This window comes from Variovorax sp. GW821-FHT09B01 (genome assembly GCF_059418345.1).
This window is the reverse complement of record NZ_JBWKPQ010000005.1, coordinates 73,811-91,749: the sequence shown is the minus strand read 5'-3', so window position 1 is coordinate 91,749 and position 17,939 is coordinate 73,811. Positions and strand designations below refer to the sequence as shown.

At 70.3% G+C, this 17,939-nt stretch carries 17 protein-coding genes; 9 read left to right on the top strand and 8 right to left on the bottom strand.

The window, feature by feature from the left end; translation table 11 throughout:
• Window positions 1-17: 17 nt before the first annotated feature.
• Window positions 18-797 carry an enoyl-CoA hydratase-related protein gene (locus tag AC07RV_RS17295; protein ID WP_492713674.1) on the bottom strand — a complete coding sequence of 260 codons (780 nt, stop codon included), beginning with the start codon at window positions 795-797 and terminating at the stop codon, window positions 18-20.
• 274 nt (window positions 798-1,071) lie between these two features.
• Between AC07RV_RS17295 and gbd the strand changes: the two genes are divergently transcribed.
• From gbd to AC07RV_RS17265, 6 genes are read left to right on the top strand one after another with little or no spacing between them, the layout of a single operon-like run.
• Window positions 1,072-2,211, top strand: coding sequence for a 4-hydroxybutyrate dehydrogenase (gbd, locus tag AC07RV_RS17290; protein ID WP_492713672.1), 1,140 nt, complete (start codon window positions 1,072-1,074; stop codon window positions 2,209-2,211).
• Window positions 2,212-2,241: 30 nt separating this feature from the next.
• Window positions 2,242-3,219 carry a Bug family tripartite tricarboxylate transporter substrate binding protein gene (locus tag AC07RV_RS17285; protein ID WP_492713670.1) on the top strand — a complete coding sequence of 326 codons (978 nt, stop codon included), beginning with the start codon at window positions 2,242-2,244 and terminating at the stop codon, window positions 3,217-3,219.
• Between the two features lie 59 nt (window positions 3,220-3,278).
• Entirely contained in the window at window positions 3,279-4,271 is a 993-nt protein-coding gene (locus AC07RV_RS17280; protein ID WP_093352731.1) for a TRAP transporter substrate-binding protein, read from the top strand.
• Window positions 4,268-5,200, top strand: coding sequence for an amidohydrolase family protein (locus AC07RV_RS17275; protein ID WP_492713668.1), 933 nt, complete (start codon window positions 4,268-4,270; stop codon window positions 5,198-5,200). Before AC07RV_RS17280 ends, AC07RV_RS17275 begins: the two co-directional genes overlap by 4 nt.
• Before the next feature lie 41 nt (window positions 5,201-5,241).
• Window positions 5,242-5,745, top strand: a complete 504-nt coding sequence (locus tag AC07RV_RS17270) for a TRAP transporter small permease (protein ID WP_492713666.1) — start codon at window positions 5,242-5,244, stop codon at window positions 5,743-5,745.
• 28 nt (window positions 5,746-5,773) lie between these two features.
• Window positions 5,774-7,051 (top strand): TRAP transporter large permease subunit, encoded by a 1,278-nt coding sequence (locus tag AC07RV_RS17265; RefSeq protein ID WP_492713664.1) that lies wholly within the window; start codon window positions 5,774-5,776, stop codon window positions 7,049-7,051.
• Window positions 7,052-7,076: 25 nt separating this feature from the next.
• Here AC07RV_RS17265 and AC07RV_RS17260 read toward each other — a convergent pair whose 3' ends face one another.
• Window positions 7,077-7,565, bottom strand: a complete 489-nt coding sequence (locus AC07RV_RS17260) for a YbaK/EbsC family protein (RefSeq protein WP_492713662.1) — start codon at window positions 7,563-7,565, stop codon at window positions 7,077-7,079.
• Window positions 7,566-7,599: 34 nt separating this feature from the next.
• Complete coding sequence (gene gcvA / locus AC07RV_RS17255; protein WP_492713660.1) at window positions 7,600-8,517, bottom strand: transcriptional regulator GcvA; 918 nt, start codon at window positions 8,515-8,517, stop codon at window positions 7,600-7,602.
• Window positions 8,518-8,693: 176 nt separating this feature from the next.
• Here gcvA and AC07RV_RS17250 point away from each other — a divergent pair, with 176 nt between their 5' ends.
• Genes AC07RV_RS17250 through AC07RV_RS17240 form a run of 3 tightly spaced genes read left to right on the top strand, consistent with a single transcriptional unit; the run spans window position 8,694 to window position 12,829 of the window.
• On the top strand, window positions 8,694-10,040 hold the full coding sequence (locus AC07RV_RS17250; protein WP_057597089.1) for an aminotransferase class III-fold pyridoxal phosphate-dependent enzyme: 1,347 nt from the start codon (window positions 8,694-8,696) through the stop codon (window positions 10,038-10,040).
• On the top strand, window positions 10,037-10,855 hold the full coding sequence (locus AC07RV_RS17245) for an enoyl-CoA hydratase-related protein (RefSeq protein ID WP_492713657.1): 819 nt from the start codon (window positions 10,037-10,039) through the stop codon (window positions 10,853-10,855). Before AC07RV_RS17250 ends, AC07RV_RS17245 begins: the two co-directional genes overlap by 4 nt.
• A 24-nt stretch (window positions 10,856-10,879) precedes the next feature.
• Window positions 10,880-12,829: an AMP-binding protein gene (locus tag AC07RV_RS17240; RefSeq protein ID WP_492713655.1), complete on the top strand. Its 1,950-nt coding sequence runs from the start codon at window positions 10,880-10,882 to the stop codon at window positions 12,827-12,829.
• Window positions 12,830-12,842: 13 nt separating this feature from the next.
• On the opposite strand, the gene AC07RV_RS17235 is transcribed toward AC07RV_RS17240, so the two are convergent.
• The 5 genes from AC07RV_RS17235 to AC07RV_RS17215 are packed head-to-tail and all read right to left on the bottom strand — an operon-like array spanning window position 12,843 to window position 17,938.
• Window positions 12,843-13,835 (bottom strand): ABC transporter ATP-binding protein, encoded by a 993-nt coding sequence (locus AC07RV_RS17235; protein ID WP_492713653.1) that lies wholly within the window; start codon window positions 13,833-13,835, stop codon window positions 12,843-12,845.
• Window positions 13,832-14,836: an ABC transporter ATP-binding protein gene (locus AC07RV_RS17230; RefSeq protein WP_296776320.1), complete on the bottom strand. Its 1,005-nt coding sequence runs from the start codon at window positions 14,834-14,836 to the stop codon at window positions 13,832-13,834. The genes AC07RV_RS17235 and AC07RV_RS17230 overlap by 4 nt, the downstream gene beginning before the upstream one ends.
• Before the next feature lie 20 nt (window positions 14,837-14,856).
• A complete protein-coding gene (locus AC07RV_RS17225; RefSeq protein WP_296776316.1) occupies window positions 14,857-15,768 on the bottom strand; it encodes an ABC transporter permease in 912 nt (303 codons plus the stop codon).
• Window positions 15,765-16,961, bottom strand: a complete 1,197-nt coding sequence (locus AC07RV_RS17220) for a M20 aminoacylase family protein (RefSeq protein WP_296776313.1) — start codon at window positions 16,959-16,961, stop codon at window positions 15,765-15,767. Before AC07RV_RS17220 ends, AC07RV_RS17225 begins: the two co-directional genes overlap by 4 nt.
• An 11-nt stretch (window positions 16,962-16,972) precedes the next feature.
• Window positions 16,973-17,938, bottom strand: a complete 966-nt coding sequence (locus tag AC07RV_RS17215) for an ABC transporter permease (protein WP_296776311.1) — start codon at window positions 17,936-17,938, stop codon at window positions 16,973-16,975.
• Between the last annotated feature and the right edge of the window lies 1 nt (window position 17,939).

Here is a 17,939-nt window from a genome sequence, read left to right as displayed (position 1 = left end):
GAAAGAGGGTGGCGGGCTCAGCGGCCCGTGAAGACCGGCTTGCCCTTGGCCAGGAAGGCCTGGAAGCCGATGCGGAAGTCCTCGGTGTCGAAGCAGGCGTAGGCCTCGGCGCTCTCCTCGGCCGACAGCGGCGCGGGCTGCGCCAGCCGGCGCACGAACTTCTTGTGCCAGCGCGCCACCAGCGGCGCGCCGTTGGCGATGCGCCGCGCGGTGGCATAGCCCTGCTCGAGCACCGCGGCGTCGTCGACCACGCGGTTCACGAGGCGCTTCTCGAAGGCTTCCTTGGCATCGAACACGCGGCCCTCGAGCACGATCTCGAGCGCGGTCGCGCCGCCGACTAGGTCGACCAGCCCGCCGAGCTCGCCGTACGACATCACCAGGCCGAGCTTGTTGACCGGCACGCCGAAGCGGCTCGAGCTGCCGCAGATGCGCATGTCGCAGACGGTGGCGATCTCGAGCCCGCCGCCCACGCAGGCGCCCTCGATCACCGCGAGCGTCGGGTGCTTGCTGGTGGCGATCGCATGCATCGCGCGATGCGTGACCTCGGCATAGGCAGCCGCCTGCGCGGCATTGGCGCGGCTGCGCTGGAACTCCTCGATGTCGGCGCCGGCCGAGAAGGCCTTGCCGCCGGCGCCGCGCAGCACCACGCAGCGCAGCTCGTCGTCGGCCGAGAGTTCGGCGAAGGCGTCGGCCAGGCCCTGCCACATGACCTGGTCCATGGCGTTCATCTTGTCGGGCTTGTTGAGGGTCACGGTCGCGATGAGGTCGTCGCGCTCGACCAGGATGAGCGAGGTCATGTCGGCTTGTCTCTTTCGTAGGGGGCGGGTTGCGAACGGGCCGAAGTCTAGGGAGCGGCCCGCGCGCGGCCAAACGAAAAAAACTGGGGCGGTCTTCAAGAAAAACTCGCGCCCGGCAGGGCCCGCGGCTTGTGAATTTTTCTCGCCCGGACTTCAAGTAAATCCACGTTGCCGCCCCCGGCACCCGTTCCTAGACTCGCGGCCCACGACGACCGGTGCCGCTTCGAGCGAGACACCGGCACCCCGGACCACCGCCGAGACAAGGAACCAGCGCATGGCGCTCATCAACTACATCACCCAGATCCAGATCGATTTCGGCGCCGTGCAGCTGCTGGCGCAGGAGTGCGATCGCCTCGGCATCCGCCGCCCGCTGGTCGTGACCGACGCCGGCGTGCGCGCCGCGGGCGTGCTCGAACGCGTGACCGCGCAGCTCGGCGCGGGCCGCGAATTCGTCGTGTTCGACGGCACGCCCTCCAACCCCACCGAGCGCGCGATGCGCGCTGCCGTGGCGCTCTATGCCGAGCACCGCTGCGACGGCATCGTCGCGGTCGGCGGCGGCTCGCCGATCGACCTCGCCAAGGGCGTGGCCGTGTGCGCCACGCACGAGGGGCCGCTGAAGTCCTTCGCGGCCATCGAGGGCGGCGTGGCGCGCATCACCGCGGCCACCGCGCCGGTGATCGCCGTGCCCACCACGGCCGGCACCGGCAGCGAGGTCGGCCGCGGCGCGGTGCTGATCCTCGACGACGGCCGCAAGGTCGGCGTGCTCTCGCCGCACCTGGTACCGCGCGTCGCGCTGTGCGATCCCGAGCTCACGCTGGGCCTGCCGCCGATGCTGACCGCCGCCACCGGCATGGACGCGATCGCGCATTGCATGGAGACCTTCATGGCGCCGGCCTTCAATCCGCCGGCCGACGGCATCGCGCTCGACGGCCTGCGCCGCGCCTGGCGCCACATCGAGCGCGCCACCGCCACGCCCGGCGACCGCGAGGCGCGCCTGAACATGATGAGCGCCTCGATGCAGGGCGCGCTCGCGTTCCAGAAGGGACTGGGCTGCGTGCACAGCCTCAGCCATTCGCTCGGCGGCATCGCGCCGCGCCTGCACCACGGCACGCTCAACGCGATCCTGCTGCCGGCCGTGATCCGCTTCAACGCGCAGGCCGAGTCGATGCGCAAGGACGAGCGCCTCGCGCGCATGGCGCAGGCCATGGGGCTGGGCGGCGGCGACGAGGTGGCGCCGGCCGTCGCGGCCATGAGCGCGCGCCTCGGCCTGCCGAGCGGCCTGGCCGCGCTCGACGTCTCGCCCGACCTGTTCCCGCGCGTGATCGAGGGCGCGCTCAAGGACCACTGCCACAAGACCAATCCGCGCGAAGCCAGCGTGGCCGACTACCAGGCCCTGCTGGCCGAGTCGATGTAAGCCTCGAAAAGAACACAAGGAGACAACGCCATGCAACGCCGCCGCTTCATCGCATCGACACTGGCCGCCAGCGCGGCCCTGCCTTTCGCCACCGTGCGCGCGCAGACCGCGCCGCTGCCCACCACGCCCGTGCGCATCGTCGTCGGCTTTCCGCCCGGCGGCGGCACCGACGTGATGGCGCGCGTGATGGCGCAGAAGCTCGCCACGCTGTGGGGCGTGCCGGTCACGGTCGAGAACAAGGCCGGCGCGGGCGGCGTGATCGCCGCCGAGTACGTCGCCAAGCAGCCGAACAACGGCACCACGCTGCTGATGACCAACATCAGCAACCATGCGATCGCGCCCGCGCTCTATCCCACGCTGGGCTACGTGGTGGAGCGCGACTTCACGCCGCTGGTGCTGGTGGGCGTCACGCCGAACCTGCTGATCTGCAACCCCTCGAATCCCGCGCGCACGGTCAAGGACCTGGTGGCGCTGTGCCGCGACAAGCCGGGCACCGTGACCTTCGGCTCCTCGGGCGCGGGCGCCTCGCAGCACCTGGCGATCGAACTCTTCAAGCTGCGCGCGGGCGTCGATGCGCTGCACGTGCCCTACCGCGGCTCGGGCCCGATGCTCACCGACCTGATCGGCGGCCAGATCGACTACAGCTTCGAGACCATGACCTCGGCCACGCCGCACGTGGCCAGCGGCAAGCTGGTGGCGATCGCGCAGACGCGGCCGCGGCGCTCGAAGGCGCATCCCGAGGTGCCCACCGTGGCCGAGCTCGGCTACCCGGGCTTCGACGCCAGCACCTGGTACGGCCTGGTCGGACCGGCGCAGATGAATGCCGCGATGGTGCAGCGCATGAACGAGGACTTCAACCGTGTGCTCGCCATGCCCGACGTGGCGGAGAAGCTCGCGAGCTACGGTGCCGAGGACGGCGGCGGCAGCGCCGCGAAGTTCACCGAGTTCATCGGCACCGAGAAGGACAAGTGGGCCAAGGTGGTCAAGGAAGCCAAGGTCACGGTCTGAGCGGCGGCCCCCGGAAGGCGCGTGCCTTCGCCGAATTTCAACGACAGGAGACGACAACCATGCACAGGAATTTCAGGTCCCTGGCCGGCGCGCTGCTGGCCGCGCTGCTCGGCCTCGGCGCCGGCGGCGCCGCGGCGCAGGCGCCGGTCAAGCTGCGCTTCAGCCACACCGTGCCCGAGAGCGATTCGCAGCACAAGGCCGCGCTCGAGTTCGCGAAGCGCGTGAAGGAGCGCACCGGCGGCGCGGTGGAGATCCAGGTCTTCGCCAACAGCCAGCTCGGCAACGACGTGACGCTGGTGACCGGCGTGCGCAGCGGCACCATCGACATCGGCGCCACCGGCAACCCCTTCGTGACCGGCCTCGCGCCCAAGCTCAATGCGCTCGACCTGCCCTACCAGTTCGCCGATGCGCAGCAGGCCTACCGCACGCTCGACGGCCCGGTCGGCCGCTCGCTGCTCGACGAGCTCGGCACGCACCAGATCAAGGGCCTGGCCTTCTGGGAGATCGGCTTTCGCAGCCTGGGCAACAACAAGCGGCCGATCAACGGCGCGGCCGACATCAAGGGCCTGAAGATCCGCACCACGCCCAATCCCTCGCACCTCAAGGCCTTCCAGCTGCTGGGCGCGAACCCGCAGCCGATGCCCTTCGCCGAAGTGTTCGGCGCGCTCGAGTCGGGCGCGGTCGACGGGCAGGAGAACCCGCCCACGCTGATGCTGTCGTCGAAGATGTACGAGGTGCAGAAGTACCTCTCGCTTACGCGCCATGCCTACACGCCGCTGGTGGTGATCATGAACAAGGCGCGCTTCGATGCGCTCAAGCCCGAGTTCCAGAAGGCGATGCTCGAGGAAGCCGCGGCGGCCGCGAACTTCCAGCGCAAGCTCAACAACGACGGCGAGAAGGACGCCATCGCCCAGCTGCGCGCCAAGGGCATGCAGATCAACGAGACGCCCGACGTCGCGAGCATCCGCCAGGTGGTGCGCGAGGAGACCCGCAGGATGTACGTCGAGAAGAACGGCGACGCGGTGCTCAAGGCGATGGACGCGCAGCCGTGAGTGCCGTGCTTCCCGCCGCCATCGTCGACGCGCACCACCACCTGTGGCACCTGGGCGAGGGCCATTTCCCGTGGCTGCAGGACGGCTACGACGCCGGGGCCTTCTTCCTCGGCGACTACGCGGTGCTGCGGCGCGACTTCGGCGTGACCGACTACCGTGCCGCCACCGAGGGCCTGCCGGTGGCGGCCACGGTGCATGTGGAGGCCGAGCGCTCGCGCGCCGAGTCGCTGGCCGAGACGCGCTGGCTGCATGCGGTCCACGCGAAACACGGCTTTCCGAATGCCGTGGTGGCCAATGTCGAATTCCTCGCGAGCGATGCCGAAGCCCAGATGCGCGCGCAGGCCGAATGGCCGCTGGTGCGCGGCGTGCGCTGCAAGCCGCGCATCTCGCGCGGCCCCGATCACAGCGTGCGCGGCGAGCCCGGCACCCTGCAGGACGAACGCTGGTGCGCGGGCCTGGGCCTCTTGCGCGACAACGGCCTGCTGTGGGACGTGCGCGTGCCCTACTGGCACCTGGAGGAAGCGGCCGAGGCCGTCGCGCGCTTTCCGGGCCTGCGCGTGGCGATCGAGCATGCAGGCCTGCCCTGGGACCGCAGCGAAGCCGGCCTCGCGCACTGGCGGCGCGGCATGCAGGCGCTTGCGGTGCTGCCCGAGGTGATGGTCAAGCTCTCGGAGTTCGGCCTGCCCGATGCGCCCTGGAGCGCCGACAGCAATGTGCGCGTGGTGCGCGAGACGGTCGAGATCTTCGGCGCAGAGCGTTGCATGTTCGCAAGCAACCTGCCGGTGTCGGGCCTGCGCGCGCCCATGGCCGAGGTGGTGCGCGCGGTGGCCGAGGGGCTGGACGGCCTCGACGACGCGGCGCGCGACGCGGTCTGGCGCGGCAACGCCCTGCGCTTCTACCGCATCGACCCGGCCGGCCCGGGGCGCTGAAGCGACCGGGTGCAAGAACCAACTACAACAGGAGACTCCCCATGCTTTCCCGCCTCTTCGAGCGCGGCGCCAACGTGTTGATGATCGCGATGATGGCCGTGATGGTCGCGCTCGTGTTCGGCAACGTCGTGCTGCGCTACGCCTTCAACTCCGGCATCGTGTTCTCGGAGGAAGCCTCGCGCTTCGTCTTCATGTGGCTCACGCTGATCGGCGCGCTGCTGGTGATGAAGGACAACGCGCACCTGGGCATGTCGACCGTGGTCGCGCGGCTCGGCGAGCGCGGCCAGCGCTTCTGTCGCGGCGTGGCCGATCTCGGCGCGCTGGCCTGCTGCCTGCTGCTCGCGCACGGCAGCTGGAAGCTGGTGGTGATCGGCATGGACGACCGCGCACCGGTCACCGGCGTGCCGATCGGCCTGGTCTATGCCTGCCTGCTGGTCAGCAGCGTGGGCATGGCGCTGATGCTGGTCGGCTCGCTGTGGCGCCTCTGCACGGGCCGCATGGCGCGCGAGGAGCTGGTCAACGACACCGGCAGCGCGGGCGAATGAGCGCGAACCAAAAGAACACGGGACATCCATGACCATCTTCGTCTTCATCGCCTCGCTGCTCGGGGCCATGGCCTTCGGCATGCCCATCGCCTTCGCGCTGCTCGTCTGCGGCGTCGCGCTGATGGTGCACCTGGGCAACTTCGACACCCAGATCCTCGCGCAGAACATGCTCGAGGGCGTCAACAACTACCCGCTGATGGCGGTGCCCTTCTTCATGCTCGCGGGCGAGCTGATGAACGCGGGCGGGCTGTCGGCGCGCATCGTCAAGGTGGCCGACGCGCTGGTCGGCCATGTGCGCGGCGGCCTGGGCTATGTGGCCATCATCGCGGCCACCGTCGTCGCGAGCATCTCGGGCTCGGCCGTGGCCGACACCGCCGCGGTCGCGGCGCTCTTGATCCCGATGATGCGCAAGGCCGGCTACGACGTGCCGCGCGCGGCCGGCCTGATCGCCGCCGGCGGCATCATCGCGCCGGTGATCCCGCCCTCGATCGCCATCGTGGTGTTCGGCGTGGTGGCGCAGATCTCGATCACCAAGCTGTTCCTCGCCGGCCTGTTCCCCGGGATCATGATGGCGCTCACGCTCACCGCCACCTGGTGGTTGTGCGCGAAGAAGGAGAAGAACGTCGCGGTGCGCAGCTTCAGCGCCGGCGGCCTGGGCCGCGCGCTGCTCGATGGCGTGTGGGCGCTGGTGCTGCCGCTGGTGATCATCGGCGGCATGAAGTTCGGCGTGTTCACGCCCACCGAGGCCGCCGTGGTGGCGGTGGTCTATGCCTTCGTGGTGGGCCGTTTCGTCTACCGCGAGCTCGAGATGCCGCGCCTGCCCGAGCTGGTGCTCAGCGCCGCCAAGACCTCGAGCACCGTGCTGTTCCTCGTGGCCGCGGCGCTGGTGTCGGCCTGGCTCATCACCATCGCCAACATCCCGGCGCAGGTCAGCGAACTGCTCGAGCCTTTCGTCGACAACAAGATCCTGCTGATGTTCGTGATCATGGTGCTGGTGATCATCGTGGGCACCGCGCTCGACCTGATGCCCACCGTGCTGATCATGACGCCGATCCTGATGCCCGTGATCCACAAGGCCGGCATCGACCCCGTGTACTTCGGCGTGATGTTCATCATGAACAACGCCATCGGCCTGCTCACGCCGCCGGTGGGCACCGTGCTCAACGTGGTGGCCGGTACTTCACGCGTGAGCCTCGACCAGGTGATCCAGGGCGTGTGGCCCTTCCTGCTGTCGCTCACCGCGCTGATGTTCCTGTTCGTGCTCTTCCCCCAGCTCATCACCGTGCCGGCGAGCTGGCTGCGCTGACAAGGTGTGAGCGATAGGCCGTAGCTCAGGGCTTGGCCAGCGGCGCGACACCTGCGCCCGTGGCGCGCAGCAGCGCGGCCGTTTCGATCTCGAGCGTGGAATCGTTGCGGCCGGTGCCGCAGTAGAGCGTGACCAGGCGCGCCGCCGCCTCGTCGACGACCACGCGCGCGCCGCCCACCGGCAGCGGTGCCACGCCGCCCGGCACCATCTGCAGGTCGGTGGCGAGCTCCTCGTCGGCCGCGAGCCGCAGGTCGGCGCGGCGCACGCCGAAGGCATCGGCGATGCGCTTGTAGTCGGCGCGGTCCTGGCCGCGCAGCGCGGCCAGCAGGTAGCGGCCGTCGGGCAGGCGGAACGCGAGGCACTTGACCATCGCACCGGCTTCGAAGGGCAGCAGCGTGCGCGCGTCCTCGAAGGAGACGACGGGGGCATGGGCGTGCAGGCGGTAGGGCAGGCCGGCCTGTTGCAGGAAGGCCAGTGCGGCCGGGCTCAGCGAAGGTTCGTGGGGAGCTTGCATCGGCACATGCTACGTAAACGCCCGCGTGCTGTCTTCAGAAAGCATCGGCCGCCGCGCGAAGCCAGTGCGTGAACGCCGCGACCGCGGGCCGGTCCCGCGCGCCGCGTTGGCACAGCAGGTGGTAGCGGTACGGGCCGGGCAGATCGTCGGGCCAGGCCCGGGCCAGTTCGCCGCGCTGAAGCGCGTCGCGTGCCAGCACGTCGGACGCGAGCGCGACGCCCTGCCCCGCGGCCGCGGCATCGAGCGCGAGATAGCTGTGCGAGAAGCGCAACGCAGGCGCCGGCCGCAGCGATGCCCCGGGTGGCACGCCCTGGGCCGTGAACCACGCCTCCCAACTGATCTGTTCGGGAATGCGCGGCTCGAACTCGTCGTGCAGCAGCACCGTGTCGAGCAGATCGCGCGGCGACGCCGGCATGCCGTGCCGCTCCAGCCAGCGCGGGCTCGCGACGGGATGGAAGGCCTCACGCAGCAGCGGCTGTGCCTCCATGCCAGGGTAGGGACCGGTGCCGAGGCGGATCGCCACGTCGACGCGATCGCGCGCGAAGTCCACCGGGGCCACCGCGGCGAGCACGCGCACTTCGACCGCGGGATGCGCGGCGCGGAAATCACCGAGCCGCGGCATCAGCCAGCGCGTCACGAACGAGGGCATGGCACTGACCGTCACCTCGCTGGCGCCCTCCGCATGCTGGCGCCAGTGCATCGATACGCGTTCGAGTTCCTCGAGCAGCGGCGCGACGCCGCGCAGGTAGGCCTGTCCGGCGTCGGTGAGTTCGACCGAGCGGGGCGTGCGCAGGAACAGCGGCAGGCCGAGCCAGTCCTCGAGCTGCCGCACCTGGTGGGCCACCGCGCCGGCCGAGACGAAGAGCTCGGACGCGGCCTTGGCGAAGCTGCCATGGCGCGCGGCGGCCTCGAACACGCGCACCGACAGCATGGGGGGAAGCTGGCGTGCCATGGCTATCGCTCCAGGTTCATGCGTGGGGAAGGGCGATCGACGGGACATGGCGAGCGCGAATTGCTTTGCGGCTCAGGCCCCAAAGCTTTGGTTTGTCCGCGTGGACCTGCATTCCTATGCTTCATCGCAGCGATCCGCTTCAACTTTTCTTCACGCAACAACACAGAGGACAGACGATGGACCTTCAGATCCATGGCCAGGCCAACGCGAGCCTGCCTGCCGCCTACCGGCAGGTGCTGGTGTCGTGGTCGGTACAGGGCGGGCTCAACCCGCCCGTGATCACGCATGCCAAGGGCTGCCACTTCCACGACACGAACGGCAAGGCCTACCTCGACATGACCAGCGGCTACGTGGCGGTGCCGCTGGGCCACGGGCATCCGAAGGTGGTGCGCGCGATACAGCAGCAGGCCGAACGGCTGTGCTGGGTGGCCTCGAGCTACTTCAACGACGTGCGCGCCGAATACGCCGAGTTGCTGAACCGCATCTCGCCCTGGAGCGAGGGGCTGCGCGTGCACTTCGCGAGCGGCGGCGGCGAGGCCAACGACGATGCGGTGAAGATCGCGCGCCTCGTCACGCGGCGGCCCAAGGTGCTGACCGCCTACCGCTCCTACCACGGCAGCACCATCGGCGGCAGCGCGCTGACGGGCGTGGACCGCTGGCGCGACCCGCTGCCGAACCTGCCGGGCATGGTGAAGTTCTTCACTCCCTATCCCTACCGCAGCCCGTTCCACACGCGCGAGCCGGCCGAGGAATCGCGGCGCGCGCTGCAGCATCTGGAGCAGGTGCTGTCGCACGAGGGCGCGCACAACGTCGCGGCCATCGTGCTCGAGCCGATGACGGGATCGAGCGGCATGGTGATCTATCCCGAGGGCTACCTGCAGGGCGTGCGCGCGCTGTGCGACCGACACGGCATCCTGCTGGTGTACGACGAGGTGATGACCGGTTTCGGCCGCACCGGCGCCGCCTTCGCCGCGACGCGGCTCGGCGTGCTGCCCGACCTGATGTCCTTCGCCAAGGGCGCCAGCTCCTCGTACACGCCGCTGGGCGGTGTGCTGGTGCGCGAAGGCGTGGCGAGCCACTTCGACACCGAGCTGTTCGACGTGGGCCACACGCATGCGGGCCATGTGCTGGCCGTCGCGGGCGGCGTCGCCGCGCTGCGGGTCTACCTCGAGGAGGGATTGTTCGAGCGTGCCCTCGAGATCGAGGGCTGGCTGCGCGAGGGGCTCGGCGAACTGCAGCGCAGGCACCCGGTGGTCGGCGACGTGCGCGGGCTCGGCGCGCATTTCGGCCTCGAACTGGTGAAGGACCGCGAGACGCGCGAGCCGCTGGTGGAATGGCACCATCCCGGGGGCTCGGCGCCGATGAAGCTGTTCTACGGCGAATTGATGAAGCGCGGTGTGCATGCCTATGGCCGGTACAACGTGGCGATGGTGTCGCCGCCGTTCGTGATCACGCGCGAGGAACTGTCGCAGGGGCTGGAAGCCTTCGATGCCGCGTTGTCGGTGGTGGAGGCGGCGCTGTGAGCACCGTTTCGAACGTCGACTACGAGGACATCCGCTACGAAGAGAGGGACGGCGTCGCGCGCATCACCATCGATCGCCCCGCGCGCTACAACGCGCTGCGCGGCCGCACGGTGGAAGAGCTGCTGCACGCGATCGGCCGCGCCGGGTGGAACCGCGACATCGGCGCGGTCGTGCTCGCCGGTGCCGGCGACAAGGCCTTCTGCACGGGAGGCGACCAGTCCGACCATGGCGAAGGGCAAGGCGGCTATGGCGGGCGCGGCACCATCGGACTGCCGATGGACGAACTGCAAAGCCTGATCCGCGACATCCCCAAACCGGTGATCGCGCGCGTGCAGGGCTATGCGATCGGCGGCGGCAACGTGCTGGTCACGGTGTGCGACCTCGCCATCGCGAGCACCGATGCGGTCTTTGGCCAGGTCGGACCGAAGGTGGGCTCGGTCGACCCGGGCTTCGGCACCGCGCTGCTCGCGCGCGTGGTCGGCGAGAAGCGGGCGCGCGAGATGTGGTTTCTGTGTCGCCGCTACGGTGCCGACGAGGCGCTGGCGATGGGCCTGGTCAACCGCGTCGTTGCGCCGGACGAACTCGATGCGGAGGTGGCGCGCTGGTGTGCCGAGATCCTGGCGAAGAGCCCGACCGCCATCGCGATCGCGAAGCGCTCGTTCAATGCGGACTCCGAGAACATCCGCGCCATCGGTGCGCTGGGCTTCGAGGCGCTGGCGCTCTACTACGGTACGGCGGAATCGCGCGAAGGCGTGGAGGCCTTTCTCGCGAAACGCGCGCCCGATTTCCGTGCCGCGCGCCGGCGCGGCGGCTGAGCCGGCAGGAACGGAGGACGATGCATGGAATTTCCCGATCTCACGCTCTGGCGGCCCGATGCCGAACGCATCGCCTCGGCGCCACTCACCGCGCTCGCCCATCGCATGGGCCTGGCGGGTTATGACGAACTGCACCGGGCCTCGGTGGACGATCCGGCGAGCTACTGGCGTCACGTGCTGGCGCAGCTCGACATCGTCTGGGATGCGCCCTGGCAACGCTTTCGCACCGACGCACCCGATGCCGCGCATCCGCGCTGGTTCGACGGCGGCCGATTGAACTGGGTGCGCAGCGCCTTGCGCTGGTCCTGCGATCCCGGGCGCGCGACGCAGCCCGCGCTGATCGCGGAGGCCGAGGACGGTCGCGTCGAAAGGGTCAGCCACGCGGAACTCGCGCTGCGCGTGCGCCGCTTCGCCGGCGGCCTGCGCGCGATGGGCATCGCGCCCGGCGACCGCATCGGGCTGATGCTGCCGATGGGTTCGGAAGCGGCCATCGCCTTTCTCGCCATCGCCGCGCTCGGGGCCGTGTGCGTGCCGCTGTTCACCGGCTTCGGCACCGAGGCCATCGTCTCGCGGCTCGAGCTCGCGCAGGCGCGCATGCTGATCGCGGCCGAAGCTTTCATGCGGCGTGGCCGCCGGGTGTCGGCGGCCGCGGCCGTCAACGAGGCGCTGGGGCGCCTGCTCGTGCTCACGCAGGTGGTGGTGCTCGGCGACCGCGATGCCATCGAAGGCGCCCGCGAGTGCCGCCCATGGGAAGAGCTCGCCGGCGCCGAGCCGATCGCGGACTTCGTCTCGATGGACCCGAATGATCCCTTCATGATCGTGTTCACCTCGGGCACCACGGGTGCTCCCAAGGGCACGGTGCATGTGCATGGCGGCTTTCCGCTCAAGATCGCGCACGACAGCGCCTTCCATTTCGAACTGCGTGCCGGCGACACCTGGTGCTGGCCTTCGGACATGGGCTGGATCGTCGGGCCGATCACGGTCATCGGCGCGCTGATCGCCGGCGCCACGCTGCTGTGCTACGACGGGGCGCCCGACTTCCCCGACTGGTCGCGCTTCGCCGCGATGATCGAGCGGCATGGCGTGACGCATTTCGGCGCTTCGCCCACCTTGATCCGCAGCCTGGCGGCGCATGCGGACGCGGCCACGCGGGGCGACCTGCGCAGCCTGCGGGTGCTGATGGCGGCCGGCGAGGTGCTCGATCCCGAGCACTTCGAGTGGTTCTTTCGCCGCTTCGGTCGTGGCGCGCTGCCGCTCATCAACTACACGGGCGGGACCGAGGCATCGGGCGCCATCCTCGCCAACGTGCCGGTGCGGCCGATCAAGGCCTCGGGCTTCAACAGCGCCTCGCCGGGCGTGCAGGCCTTCGTGGCCGACGACACGGGCGCGCGGGTGGTCGGCGTGCCCGGCGAACTGACCATCGCTCAGCCCTTCGTGGGCATGACGCAGGGCTTCTGGCGCGACGATGCACGCTACCTCGAGGCCTACTGGCAGGCGGTGCCGGGCCGCTGGGTGCATGGCGACCTGGTCTACGAGGATGGCGAGGGCCATTTCTTCGTGCTCGGCCGCTCGGACGACACGCTCAAGATCGCGGGCAAGCGGCTCGGGCCGGCCGAGGTCGAGGCCGTGCTGCTGGCCGAGCTCGCGCTGAAGGACGCCGCCGCGGTCGGCCTGCCCGATCCGGTGAAGGGACAGAAGCTGGTGCTGGTGCTGGTACCGCAGTCGGCGGGGGATGGATCCCCGGACGGCGACGACCTGGCGGCGCGCGCGGCCGCCGCGATCGAAGCTGCCCTCGGCAAGCCCTTCCGGCCAGCGGTCGTGCATTGCGTCGACGATCTGCCGCGCACGCGCAATGGCAAGGCCATGCGCCGGGTCATCCGCCGCGTGCTTGCGGGGCAGCCGCCGGGCGACCTCTCGGCGCTCGAGAATCCCGGCGCGGTCGAGGCGATCCGGCGGCTCGCCGACATGCCCTGAGAGCGGGGGCCGTTCAGGCACGGCCCTCTTCCACCGCATGGCAGGCCACCTGCACGCCGCGGATGCTCTGGAGCTTCGGCCGCTCGGCCGAGCAGCGCGCATTGGCATGCGGGCAGCGCGGATGGAAGGCGCAGCCCGCGGGCGGATTGAGCGGATTCGGCACCTCGCCCTGCACCGGCGTGCGCGCGCGCCCCGTGTGCTTCATCTGCGGGATCGCGTCGAGCAGCATGCGCGTGTACGGATGCTGCGGCGTCGAAAACAGCTTCTGCTTGTCCGCCACCTCCACCAGCCGCCCGAGATACATCACGCCCACCTGGTCGGCCATGTGGCGCACCACCGCGAGGTTGTGCGAGATGAACAGGTAGGTCAGGCCCTGCTCGCGCTGCAGATCCTTCATGATGTTGAGCACCTGCGCCTGCACGCTCACGTCCAGCGCCGAGGTGGGCTCGTCGCAGACCAGGAACTCGGGCTGCGTGGCCAGCGCGCGCGCGATCGAGATGCGCTGGCGCTGGCCGCCCGAGAACTGGTGCGGGTACTTGCTCATGTCCAGCGGCGACAGGCCCACCGACTGCAGCAGCTGGCCCACGCGCTCGCGCAGCTGGGCCTTGTCGCTGAGGATGCCGTGCTCGCGCAGCGGCTCGCCGATGATGTCCTCGACGATCCAGCGCGGGTTGAGGCTCGCGTAGGGGTCCTGGAAGATCATCTGGATGCGGCGGCGCAGCTTGCGGCCCTCGGCGGTCTTGAAGGCCGCGTGCGCGTCCTGGCCGTCGAACTGCAACCCGCCGCGCGTGGGCGCGTACAGCCCCACGAGCAGGCGCGCGACCGTGCTCTTGCCGCAGCCCGACTCGCCCACCAGCGCGAGCGTCTTGCCGCGCTCGATCGAGAAGCTCACGCCGTCCACCGCGTGCAGCAGCACGCGCGGCTTGCGCTCGAGCACGCGATTGAGCCAGGGTGGCGAGACGTCGAAGGTGCGCGCGAGGTCGTGGGCTTGGACGAGGGCTGTCATGGGAGGGCGAGGGATGGGTGGGGGGAGAGGGGGCTTGCCGTGGTGCGCGCATGCAGCCAGCAGGCCGCATGCGTCGCGCCCGCGGCGATCAGCTCGGGTCGCTCCTGCGTGCAGCGCGCGAAGGCCTGGCCGCAGCGCGGATGGAAGGCGCAGCCGGGAGGAATGCGGTTCAGGCGCGGCATCGCGCCGTCGATCTGCGCGAGCCGCTCGGGCGACGAGTCCATGTCGGGAATCGAGGCCATCAGCCCGGCCGCGTAAGGATGGGCGGCGTGCCGCACCACGTCGTGCACCGGCCCGATCTCTGCCACGCGGCCGGCATAGAGCACCGCCACGCGGTCGCAGGCCTCGGCGATCACGCCCATGTCGTGGGTGATCAGCATCACGGCGGCGCCGCGCTCGCGGCAGATGCGCTGCAGCAGCGCGACGATCTGCGCCTGCACCGACACGTCGAGCGCGGTGGTCGGCTCGTCGGCCACGATCAGCACCGGCTCGGCCGCCAGCGCGAGCGCGATCACCACGCGCTGACGCATGCCGCCCGAGAACTGGTACGGGAAGTGATCGATACGCTGCGCCGCGGCCGGGATGCCGGTCTCGTCGAGCAGCGCGATCGCGCGGGCACGGGCCTGCCGGGCGTCGAGCCGCAGATGGGTGCGGATGGCCTCGGTCAGTTGCTGGCCGACGGTGAACAGCGGATTGAGCGAGGTCAGCGGGTCCTGGAAGATCGAGCCAATGCGGCGGCCGCGGATGTGGCGCATGGCCTCGTGATCGAGCTGGTCGATGCGCTCGCCCTGCAGCCGGATGCGGCCGCCCGCGATGCGCCCGGGCGGCTCGAGCAGGCCGATGATCGAGGCGCCCGTCAGCGACTTGCCGGCACCCGACTCGCCGACCACGCCGAGGATCTCGCCCGGTGCGATGGAGAAGCTGACCGCGTCGAGCGCGCGCAGGGTGCCGCGGCGCCCGGGAAATTCGACCACCAGGTCTTCGACGTCGAGGATGTTCATGGAGTCCGTTCCTGGCGTGCTCATCGCAGCCTCGGGTTGAGCGCGTCGCGCAGCCAGTCGCCCAGCAGGTTCACGCTGAGCGCGACCGCAATCAGCATCAGGCCGGGAAAGAGCGCGATCCACCATTCGCCCGAGAACAGGTAGTTGTTGCCCACGCGGATCAAGGTGCCGAGCGAGGGCGAGGTGGGCGGCGCGCCGACGCCGAGGAAGGACAGGGTCGCCTCGGTCACGATGGCGGTCGAGACCTGGATGGTCGCGAGCACCAGCACCGGCCCGAGCACGTTGGGCAGCACATGGCGCCGCATGATGCGAAAGGGCGCGACGCCCGTGACCTGCGCGGCCTGCACGTATTCCTTGTGGCGCTCGGACAGGGTGGCGCCGCGCACGGTGCGCGCGTATTGCACCCAGCCGCTCAGCGAGATCGCGAGCACCAGCACGGCGAAGGCCACCGACGCGTGCGCGTTCGGCAGCAGCGAGCGCGCCACCCCGGCGATCAGCAGCGCGGTGAGGATCGGCGGGAACGACAGCATGACGTCGCACACGCGCATGAGCAGCGCGTCTACCCAGCCGCCCGCGAAGCCGGCCAGCAATCCGAGCGCGACGCCGACCACGGCGGAGGCCGCGACCGAGGCCAGGCCCACGACCAGCGAGATGCGCAAGCCGTGGATCACGGCCGAGAGCATGTCGCGTCCCTGGTCGTCGGTGCCCAGCGGGTAGTTGGCACTGCCTTCCGGTGCCCATGCCGGCGGCAGCCGCGCATCGAGCAGCTCGAGCCGGGTCAGGTCGAAGGGATCGTGCGGCGACACCCAGCCCGCGAAGACGGCTGCCAGCAGGCAGCCGAATGCGATCACCGCAGCCGCCATGGCGACCGGCGAGCTGCGAAAGCTGTGGCCGACATCGCTGTCGAGCCATCGGGTCCAGAGCTGTTTCATGGCGCGAGCAGCTCCTCGGCGAGGGCCGCGAACACGCCGCTGCCGACCGGGATGGTGGCGTCGTTGAAGTCGTAGCGCGGGTGATGCAGGAAGCGGCCGTCGGTCATGCCCTGGCCGAGCCGGAAGTAGGCGCCCGGCCGCTGCTGCAGCATGAAGGCGAAATCCTCCGATCCCATGCTGGGCTCCATGTCGCGGATCACGTGGGCCTCGCCGACCACCCGGCAGGCGACGCGCGCGAGCGCTTCGGCCGCCTCGGGGTGGTTGACGGTCGGTGGGTAGAGCTCCTCGTAGTGCACCTCGGCTTGGGCGCCGAAGGCCAGTGCCACGCGTTCCGCGGTCTCGATCAGGCGTTCGCGCAGCACGGCCTGCACCTGGGGCTTGAACCACTTGACCATACCGTGCAGCTGCGCGTGGTCCGGAATGACCGACAGGGCCTCGGGCGCGCCGGACTGGAAGGACTGGAAGCTGATGACCGCCGCATCGACCGGATTGACGTTGCGGCTCACGATGGTGTGCACCGCCGAGACGATCTCCGAGGCCACGAGGATCGGATCGATGGCCTGCTGCGGATGGGCGCCGTGCCCGCCGCGACCCTGCACGCGGATCGAGAAGCGGTCGATCGCCGCCATCATCGGCCCGGGGTTCAGCGCGATGGTGCCCGCGGGCAGCGAGGGCCAGTTGTGCAGCGCGAACACCTGCTGCGCGGGGAAGCGCTCGAACAGGCCGTCGCGGATCATCTCGCGCGCGCCGGCATGTCCTTCCTCGCCCGGCTGGAAGAAGAAGTAGACGGTGCCGTCGAAGTCGCGGGTCTGCGCCAGGTACTTCGCGGCGCCCAGCAGGATCGCGCAGTGCCCGTCGTGCCCGCAGCCGTGCATGCGGCCCGGAATGCAAGAGCGGTAGGCCGGATCGCCGAGTTCCTGGATCGGCAGCGCGTCCATGTCGGCACGCAGGCCGATGCTGCGGCCGCTGGCCGTGGAGCGCCCGTGCAGCACGCCGACCACGCCGGTGCGGCCGACGTGGCGGTGCACCTCGATGCCGAGCGCCTGCAGGAAGGTGGCGATGCGCGCGGCGGTGCGTTCCTCCTCGAAGCCGAGCTCGGGATGCGCGTGGAGGTCCTGCCGCAGCCGGGCCAGGTCGTCGTGGAACGCGCGCACCGCTTCGACGGTGCGCGCCATGGGAGGCGTGGGATTCATGCGGGCCGCTTTCAGGCTGTCTCTAGACGGGGATCGATCGCGACATAGAGGATGTCCACGACCAGGTTGATGCACACGTACATGGCCGCGACGAAGCACAGGTACGCGGCGATGACGGGCGTGTCGGCGAAGCCGATCGCATCGACGAACAGGGCGCCGAGGCCGGGCCACTGGAAGACGGTTTCGGTGACCACGGCGAAGGCGATGACCGCGCCCAACTGCAGCCCCACGATCGTCACGACCGGCACCAGCGCATTGCGCAGCGCATGGCGGTAGAGGATCGCGCGCTCGCGGATGCCGCGCGCGCGGGCGAAGCGGATGTAGTCGGCGCGCAGCACCTCCATCATCTCGGCGCGCGCGAGCCGCACGATCAGGGCGAGCTGGAACAGCGCGAGCGTGACGGCCGGCATCGCGAGGTGCAGCCAGCCGTCGCGCGTGAGCAGCCCGCTCTTCCACCAGCCGATGGCCACCACCTCGCCGCGGCCGTAGGAGGGCAGGAGGCCGAGCGTGACGGAGAAGACCAGGATCAGCAAGATGCCGATCAGGAAGGTCGGCAGCGAGGCACCGATCAGCGACAGCGCCATGGTGCTGCGCGCGAACCAGCTGCGCGGGCGCACCGCGCATGCGACGCCGAGGAACAGGCCGGCCACCACCGAGACGAAGGCGGCGACCAGGCTGAGCTCGAGCGTGGCCGGCAGCCGCTCGGCCAGCAGTTCGCGCACCGGCCGGCCCTGGCGCAGCGACACGCCGAGGTCGCCTTGCGCGAGGCGCGCCGAGAAGCGCGCGAACTGCATCACGAAGGGGTCGTCCAGCCGCAGCTCCTGGCGCACGCGCGCGCGGTCGGCATCGCTGGCATCGGGCCCCAGCATCTGCGTGACCGGGTCGCCCACGTGCTTGAACAGGCCGAAGGCGATGAACGCGACGGTGGCCAGCACCCCGACGGCCGCCAGCAGCCGGCGAATGAAGAACGCGAGCATC